7 protein-coding genes and 1 pseudogene are annotated in these 8,355 nt (G+C 65.4%); 2 read left to right on the top strand and 6 right to left on the bottom strand.

Annotated features, from left to right (window positions below; translation table 11 throughout):
• From EOA22_RS17420 to EOA22_RS17395, 6 genes and pseudogenes are all read right to left on the bottom strand, one after another.
• Positions 1-661 (bottom strand): annotated as a pseudogene (locus EOA22_RS17420) (D-alanine:D-lactate ligase-like protein); the annotation flags it as partial.
• Positions 662-788: 127 nt separating this feature from the next.
• Positions 789-1,670 carry an SMP-30/gluconolactonase/LRE family protein gene (locus EOA22_RS17415; protein ID WP_063169671.1) on the bottom strand — a complete coding sequence of 294 codons (882 nt, stop codon included), beginning with the start codon at positions 1,668-1,670 and terminating at the stop codon, positions 789-791.
• The gene (locus tag EOA22_RS17410) at positions 1,667-2,308 is read right to left on the bottom strand and encodes a 2-dehydro-3-deoxy-6-phosphogalactonate aldolase (protein WP_063169670.1); all 642 of its coding nucleotides are present in this window, start codon (positions 2,306-2,308) and stop codon (positions 1,667-1,669) included. The genes EOA22_RS17415 and EOA22_RS17410 overlap by 4 nt, the downstream gene beginning before the upstream one ends.
• Positions 2,305-3,258, bottom strand: a complete 954-nt coding sequence (locus EOA22_RS17405) for a 2-dehydro-3-deoxygalactonokinase (RefSeq protein ID WP_063169669.1) — start codon at positions 3,256-3,258, stop codon at positions 2,305-2,307. The genes EOA22_RS17410 and EOA22_RS17405 overlap by 4 nt, the downstream gene beginning before the upstream one ends.
• Positions 3,255-4,022: an SDR family oxidoreductase gene (locus EOA22_RS17400; protein WP_063169668.1), complete on the bottom strand. Its 768-nt coding sequence runs from the start codon at positions 4,020-4,022 to the stop codon at positions 3,255-3,257. Before EOA22_RS17400 ends, EOA22_RS17405 begins: the two co-directional genes overlap by 4 nt.
• Positions 4,023-4,289: 267 nt before the next feature.
• Entirely contained in the window at positions 4,290-5,639 is a 1,350-nt protein-coding gene (locus tag EOA22_RS17395) for an EAL domain-containing protein (RefSeq protein WP_013528600.1), read from the bottom strand.
• Between the two features lie 300 nt (positions 5,640-5,939).
• Between EOA22_RS17395 and gshB the strand changes: the two genes are divergently transcribed.
• On the top strand, positions 5,940-6,881 hold the full coding sequence (gshB, locus tag EOA22_RS17390) for a glutathione synthase (RefSeq protein ID WP_013528601.1): 942 nt from the start codon (positions 5,940-5,942) through the stop codon (positions 6,879-6,881).
• Between the two features lie 174 nt (positions 6,882-7,055).
• A partial coding sequence (locus EOA22_RS17385) for a YifB family Mg chelatase-like AAA ATPase (RefSeq protein WP_164755583.1) occupies positions 7,056-8,355 on the top strand: 1,300 nt, incomplete at its 3' end.

Raw genomic sequence — 8,355 nt, 5'->3', positions numbered from 1 at the left:
GCATCAGGCTAAGGAAACTGGCGCGCACGTTGCGGCCGGCGACGTAGGGCTGGACGACGACATCGTCGCGATAGGCCGAAAAGACGCGCCGGCTGAGCTCCAAAGCGTGGGCGAGATCGCTGCAGCGCGACTCCAGCCAGATGCCGATCTTGGCGCCGAGCCGGTTGGGCTTGACGAACCAGCCGGCGGGCGAGGCCGGCGGCTCGACCAGCCATTGGCCGTCACGCGCGAGCCCAGCCTGTGGCACCGGCAGGCCGAGCGCGCCGAGCACGGCGCCGGAGCGGAACTTGTCCTGGCAGAGCGCGAACAGCGCATCGTCGGCGCCGATTGTCTTGAAACCGCCCAGTCGCGCCAAAGCGGGCGCCGCGCCGCCGCGGAAATAGGCGATGCCGTCGGTCAGCGTCCAGACCAGCGTTGTGCTGGGATGCTCGCCGGCGAGCACGCTGGCAGCGTCGTCGAGCCCCACCGGCGCGAACGACAGGCCGCGTGCCTGGCAGGCACGGCCAAGCACGTCGAATTCAGGAGCGAGATCGGTCGACTGCGCCAGATAGGACGCGATTTCGGTTGCGCGCTGCGGCGCATGGCCGTCGGCGACCAGGCGGTCGAAACAAGCCTTTTCCGGCTCATGGATGAGTATCAGTTTCGGCTTACGGCTTGGCATGAGATGAACGATTCCCGGCGGTACGATCACCTACCATCGCATGGTCGAGACGTCAGGCTCTCGCGAAACCGACACGGTGCGGGCGGTGGCGTGACAACGCACCGTCCGACCGTAGAATCCAGTTCGATCAGGCGATCAGCACGCGCGGCTCGAAGCGGCCGTTGACGGGAATATCGAGCAGAAAGGTCATGCCGCCCTGCAGATCCAGCAGACGCTGCTTCTCATCCTTGCCCGACCAGGCGGAGGTGACCGCCAGCCGGTCGGCCTTGGCGCCGACGAAGGCTGGGCAGGATGGCTGCGTCACCGGCATGGCGACCGTGCGGACGAGCTTGCCGTCGGGTCCGTAGGCTTCGATGACGCTGCCGCCCCAGACGGCGTTCCACAGGATGCCGTCGCGGTCGAGCACCGACCCGTCGACATAGCCCTTGGCCGAGCGGTGGTCGACGAACAGCTTGGGCTCACCGGCAGGCAGACCGGTCGCCGGGTCGCAGGCGACGCGCATCAGCATCCCGGTCGAGGTGTCGGTGTAGTAAGCGATCGCCCCATCCTCGGTAAAACAGATCGAATTGGAGACGGTGATGTCCGAAAACAGCTGGCGCAGTTCGCCCTTGAAAAACCAGTAGATCGAACCCGCGCCTTTTTCCTCGCCCTTGCCCATGGTGCCCATCCACAGGGCACCACAGGGATGGACGCGGGAATCGTTGGAGCGCGTGACCGGATTGTCGGCCTCGACAGGCGTGTGCAGCGTCAGCTTGCCGGTCGCGACATCGCGGACATAAAGGCCGGTCTCGGCGGCGATCAGCTGGCGCTTGTCGTCGATGACGGCGATGGCGCTCGCCATTTGGCCAAGCTCATGGACGGTGGTCGCGCCGCCGGACAGCCGCTTTTCCAGAAGCTGGCTGTTGACGATGTCAAACCAGTAGAGCGTATCGGTGGCGGGATCGTAGCTCGGCCCCTCGCCGAGCTGGCAGACGTGATCGGAAAAAACCGAAACGATCGCTTCGCTCATCCTGCTTCTCCGAACACCGCATCCCAGGCCGCGACGGCAGCGTGCGCACGCGCGGCCACCTCGTCGACGCTCATGCCCGGCTTGAACAGGCTGGAGCCCAGACCAAAGGCGGTCACGCCGGCAGCCTTGTAGCCGGCAAAATCTTTTTCAGAGACACCGCCGACGGCGCCGACCAATGTCTGCGCCGGCAACACCGCGCGCATCGCGGAAATGCCGCCGGTGCCCAGCACGCTCGCCGGGAAGAATTTCAGGGCCGAGGCGCCGAGTTTGATCGCCAGGAAGGCTTCGGTCGGCGTGAACACGCCGGGCATCGTCACCATGCCGTAATGCATGGCGCGCGCCATCACCTCGGCATCGATGTTGGGACTGACCAGCAGCCGCCCTCCGGCCTGGTGCAAGCCATCGACATCGGCCGGCGTCAGCACCGTGCCGGCGCCGACCAGCGCCGTTTTCGGCAGCACTTGGACGATGCGGGCGATCGACGAGAACGGTTGCGGTGAGTTCAGCGGCACTTCGATCGCCTCGATGCCGGCGTCGAACAGCGCCTGGCCCATGGCCATCGCCTCGGTGGGCTTGAGCCCGCGAAGGATGGCAACCAGGCCGCGCTTGAGTTTTGGAAACGGTGCGGTCTGGCTCATCGGGCAACTCCAATTCTGGCGATCATGCCGTTCTCGCGCGCCGCCTCGACGAGACCGGCACGCACTGCCTCGTCGGCGTCGACGGCCCGGAGCTCAAGCCCAGCAAGCCCAAGTGCGGCCTGGTAGAGTGCGGCCAGCGCGCCGGAGGCAATCAGCACCACGGGTTCGGCGCCGGCGCCATGCCGGCGGCTGGCGGAGGCGATCTCGCCGCCGATCAAAAGGCCGGACAGGCAGGCGGCGGCATCGTCGGCTTTCAGATCCTGCAGCAGGCCGGCGGCCCGGATCGAAAACAGTCGCGAGGTGATATCGCCGCCTTCGCCCAATGCGGTTTCGCACCAGCGGCGGAAGAACGGATTGTCCGATGTGACGGGCTTCGGATGTTCGCCGAGCGAATGGCGCAGGATCGAGTGCGCGGCAAGCACGGAAAACAGCTCGCCGGTCGGCCAGGTGCCGAAGCCGGTAACGGCGCCATCCTCGACCAGCACCCATTTCGAATGGGTGCCGGGCATGCAGACCAACTGGCGCCCCCTGGCCGGCAGGCCGGCGCCGGCAAGCTGGGTTTCCTCGCCGCGCATGACGTCGGGCGCGTCAGTCAGCCGCTGGGCCAGACCCGGAACGATGCGGATGTCACGGCTCTGTCCGGGCACGCTGGCGGCGCCCGCAAGGATGGCGGTAAGCGGCGCCGGCACGGTGACATAGGGCGCTTCGAGCCAGCCCTGGCGGGACCCGGCCATGCCGCAGATGATGACGGGCAGCGCCGCTGGTGCTCCCATCGCCGCCAGATGCCCTTCGAGGATGGTCGAAAAGCCCTTTTGCTGCGCGGTGATCAGGCCGTCATCGCCGCGGCGTTCGGCAAGCATCTTGCCTTGCCCGTCGATCAGCCAGACCCGCATGCGGGTCGTGCCCCAGTCGACGGCGGCGACCGCCGGTGCGTTGCCGGCTTGGCTCACAGGAAACCTCCATCGACGATCAGCATCTGCGCCGTCAGCATGCGCGAAGCGTCCGAGGCCAGGAACAGCACCGTGCCGACGATGTCGTCGGGCTGCATCACCTGTTTTATGCACTGCTTGGCGACATGGGCGGCAAGCCCCTGTTCGGTCACCCAGAGCTCCTTCTGCCGCTCGGTGATCACCCAGCCGGGTGCGATGGCGTTGACGCGGATGCCGTCCACACCGAGCTTGCCGGCCAGCCCCTTGGTCAGACCGAGGATACCGGCCTTGGCGGCCGTGTAGGAGGGCATGTCGGGGTGGTTGATCAGATAGGACGTCGAGGTGAAGTTGATGATCGAGCCGCCGCCGGCCCGCTTCATGCCCGGCGCCACCGCTTGCGCGGTGAAGAAATGCGGCCTCAGATTAATGGCTTGGTTGTTGTCCCAGAACTCGACCGTCACGTCTTCGACGGCGTGGCGTTCGTCCCAGGCCGCATTGTTGACCAGCACGGTGACATCGCCGTGCGCCTCGGCAGCCTTCGCGGCGGACGCCCGCAGGGCCTCGACATCGCGCAAATCGGTCTTGAGGTAGAGCGGCCGGCGGCCGAATTCTTTCTCGATGCGGTCGGCAAGAGCTGTGCTTGGGCCGTCGGCGATGTCGATGAAGGCGACATTGGCGCCCTGGCGCACAAAACCCTCGGTCAGTGCCGCGCCAATTCCGGAGCCGCCGCCGGTGATCAGCACCGAGGCTCCTTCGAGGTCGGCAAAATGCGCCGATGGCATCATCGTTGTTGTCTCCCAGCGCATGACCCCGAAAATCGGATCGATTTTCGGAAAGGGATCATGCGCAAATGTTAAATGCTACAGCGTCCTTTGCGCGTCTTGAAAGACGCGCGGCGCCGTAGCGTGATCGGCGCGCATCCTAGCCACGCAAGGCGCGCGGGCAAGGGCGAACCGCCGAATTTCAGGGCTTATGTCAGACAAAACGACAATGCGCCGCACCGGATGCGCACGGCAGCACCGTCGGGGTTGGGGATCTCGGAGGACCGCCGGTCAGATCGCCTTGGCGCGCAGGGCGCCGCGGAAGGAATCGCGGAGATAGCCGAGCGTGGCGTCGGCATCGACCGGCTTGCCGAACAGATAGCCCTGTCCGCCGGCGCAGCCAAACTGGACCAGGCGATCGGCCTGCGCTTCCTGCTCGATTCCTTCGGCGACGACGTCCATGCCGAGCCCTTCGCACATTGCGAGGATAGCGCGGATGATGTGTTCCGACGGCCTGTCGTCGAGAATGGAGGAGACGAAGGCGCGATCGATCTTGAGCTTGTCGAAATGGAATTCGCGCAAGCGGCCGAGCGAGGACTGGCCGGTGCCGAAATCGTCTAGCGAGACGCGGATGCCGACGCGGCGCAGATCCTCGACGATCTGCGCGGCCGAGGCCGGGTCGTTCATCAGGCCGGTCTCGGTGATCTCGATCTCCAGCCGGCGCGGATCGAAGCCGGTGCGGTCGAGGATCGCCAGTATGTGCAGGCCGGTGTTCTGGTCGACGAGCTGCGAGGGTGACAGGTTGAACGACAGGAACAGGTCCTTCGGCCAGCTTCTGGCGGCCTCGGTCGCCTTGCGCAGCACCAGCTGCGACAACGGGCCGATGATGCCGCGCTCCTCGGCGATGGGAATGAAGACGGTCGGCGGCACGGAACCCAGGTCGCGGTCGGTCCAGCGCGCCAGCGTCTCGAAGCCGATGGTGCGGCGCGTGGCGAGATCGACGATGGGTTGGAAATGCGGCTCCACTTCGCCGGCCGAGACAGCCCGGCGCAGCGCCTGTTCGATGCGGGTGACGCGCTTGGCCGCTTCTTCCATCTCACGGGTGTAGACGACGACGCGGCCACGGCCGGAACGCTTGGCGTGGTAGAGTGCCGTCTCTGCCTTGTTGATGAGGATTTCCGTGGTCTCGTCGCCCGAATAGAACAACGAGCAGCCGACCGAGGCCGAAAGCCTGGCGGTGCGTTCGCCGACATCGTAGGGCGCCGACAGGATCTCGATCAGCATGCGCGACTTTTCGGCCGCAGCGTCCTCGCTGAATACCATCGGATAGAGAAAAGCAAATTCGTCGGCGCCGATGCGGCAGACCGTGGAATAGCCGTCCATAGAGGCGCGCAGCCGCATCGCGACCTGGATCAGGATGTCGTCGCCGGCCTTGTGGCCGAACAGATCGTTGATCGGCTTGAAGCCGTCGAGGTCGAGAATCCCGACGGTAAAGGGCGCGGGATCGTCGGCTCGGTCGGCGATCAGCCGATCGACCTTGTCGAAGAAGCGGCGATGGTTGCCAAGCCCGGTCAACGGATCGGTGAATGCCAGATCCGTGCTCTCCCTGTTTGCCTGACCGGTGCCAAACGAAGTTTGCATCGGTGTCCCTGTTTTGTGACTTCGGAATTTATTTTCAGACTGGCAGCAAACCCTTTAGGAAACGTATCGCGAAATCGATTTTCCATGGGCAACCGCGACCTGTTTCGAAGGATCGATGTGAGGTGTGCATTCGGGCTCAAGGAACAACGAGGACGCGCAGCCTGGCTCCTGTCACGGAATGACCGGCAGGGCCGAGCTTGCGACTTGCTGATGCCAATCTTCAAAAGGTCGCGATTGGCAGACGGGCAGTGAGCCTGTACAGGCAGGACAGTCGCCCATCAGAGCCGCCGGAGACCCGCCATGAAGCTGAAAATCGCCGTCCAGATGGACCACATCTCCACCGTGTCGATCGCCGGCGACACCTCGTTCGCGCTGTCGCTGGAAGCGCAGCGGCGTGGCCATGAGCTGTTCCACTACACGCCGGATCGGCTGTCGTTGCGCGACGGCAAGGTGTTTGCCCGCATTGAGGAGATGCAGGTGCGCGACGAGAAAGGCAGCCACTATTCGCTGGGCGAGAAGGTGCGCACCGATCTGTCGGAGATGGACGTCGTCCTGCTGCGCCAGGATCCGCCCTTCGACATGAACTACATCACCACCACGCACATCCTGGAGCGCATCCACCCGAAGACGCTCGTGGTCAACGACCCGGCCTGGGTGCGCAACAGCCCGGAAAAGATCTTCGTCACCGAATTTGCCGACCTGATGCCGGACACGCTGATCACCAAGGATCCACTCGAAGTTGCCGCCTTCCGCAAGGAGTTCGGCGACATCATCGTCAAGCCGCTCTACGGCAATGGCGGCGCCGGCATCTTCCATCTGCTGGAGGGCGACCGCAACCTGGCCTCGCTGCTGGAAATGTTCGGCCAGATGTTTCGCGAACCCTATATCGTGCAGCGCTATCTCAAGGACGTGCGCAAGGGCGACAAGCGCATCATCCTGATCGACGGCGAGCCGGTCGGCGCCATCAACCGGGTGCCCGCCGAACATGATTCCCGCTCCAATATGCATGTCGGCGGCCGCGCCGAAAAGACCGAGCTGACGGCGCGCGAACGCGAGATCTGCGCCCGCATCGGGCCGTCGCTGAAGGAGCGTGGCTTCATCCTGGTCGGCATCGACGTCATCGGTGACTACATGACCGAGATCAATGTCACCTCGCCGACCGGCGTGCGCGAGGTCAAACGCTTCGGCGGCGCCGACATCGCCAGCCTGTTCTGGGACGCGGTCGAGGACAAGCGCGGGTAAGCCGTTTTCATTTTGTCTTAACCATGTTCCGTTTTTGCAACCGCGCTCAATTCGGCTGCAACCCACGCGCTCACATGTTCCCGTAATGTTCTTGATTTGACCGAGGATTTGTGATTGTCTGCCCGTGGGGCCATTTCTTGGCCATCGCGTGGGTTGTGGCCTGGGGGCAAAGAAATGGTGGCGCGGGTTCGCACGGTCGCTTTCCAGGGCATCGAGGCCGTGCCGGTCGATGTGCAGGTGATGATCGCGCCCGGCAAGGTCAACATGCACATCGTCGGCCTGGGCGACAAGGCGGTGGCCGAAAGCCGCGAGCGGGTGCAGGCCGCACTGCATGCTTCAGGCCTGTCGATGCCGTCGAAGAAGGTCACGGTCAATCTGGCGCCGGCCGACCTGCCGAAGGAAGGCAGTCACTACGACCTGCCGATCGCGCTTGGCCTGATGGCTGCCCTTGGCGCCATTCCGGGCGACATGCTGGCCGGCTATGTCGTACTTGGAGAATTGTCGCTCGACGGCACGATTGCCGCGGTCGCCGGCGCCTTGCCGGCGGCGATCGCCGCCAATGCCGAGGGCAAAGGCCTGATCTGCCCGTTCGCCTGCGGACCTGAGGCGGCCTGGGCTGGAAAGGATTTCGACATTCTGGCACCGCGCAGCCTGATTGCCATCGCCAATCATTTTCGCGGCACGCAGGTGCTGTCGCGCCCCGAGGCCGGCATCCACGCCGCCGCGCTGGATTTGCCCGACCTCGCCGACATCAAGGGCCAGGAGACCGCCAAGCGGGCGCTGGAAGTGGCGGCCGCCGGCGGGCATAATCTTCTCATGATCGGCCCGCCGGGCTCGGGCAAATCGATGCTGGCGCAGCGGCTGCCGTCGATCCTGCCGCCGCTGGCGCCGAAGGAATTGCTCGAAGTCTCGATGATCGCGTCGGTGGCGGGAGAGCTCGGCGAAGGCAAATTGACTGACCGGCGGCCGTTCCGCGCGCCGCACCACTCGGCCTCGATGGCGGCGATGGTCGGCGGCGGCATCCGCGCGCGGCCGGGCGAGGTGTCGCTGGCCCATCACGGCGTGCTGTTCCTCGACGAGTTTCCCGAGTTCACGCCGCAGACGCTCGATGCGCTGCGCCAGCCGTTGGAGACCGGCGACTGCATGATCGCGCGGGCCAACCATCGCGTCACCTATCCAGCGCGTATCCAGCTGGTGGCCGCGATGAACCCGTGCCGCTGCGGCATGGCCGGCGAGCCTGGTTATCGCTGCCTGCGCGGCGAGCGCTGCCGCACCGACTATCAGGCGCGCATTTCGGGCCCGCTGCTCGACCGCATCGATCTCAGGATCGAAGTGCCGGCGGTCTCGGCCAGCGACCTGATCCGGCCCGACCGGGCGGAGAAAAGTGCCGATGTGGCGATGCGCGTGGCACGCGCCCGCACCATCCAGCGCGAGCGCTTCGAGCGGCTCGTCGCCACCCGCGCCACCACCAACG

It is taken from the genome of Mesorhizobium sp. M7A.F.Ca.US.014.04.1.1 (assembly GCF_003998745.1).
Lineage (GTDB): Bacteria > Pseudomonadota > Alphaproteobacteria > Rhizobiales > Rhizobiaceae > Mesorhizobium > Mesorhizobium ciceri.
Note: the sequence above shows the minus strand (reverse complement) of the source record. Positions and strands in the feature narration are given on the sequence as shown.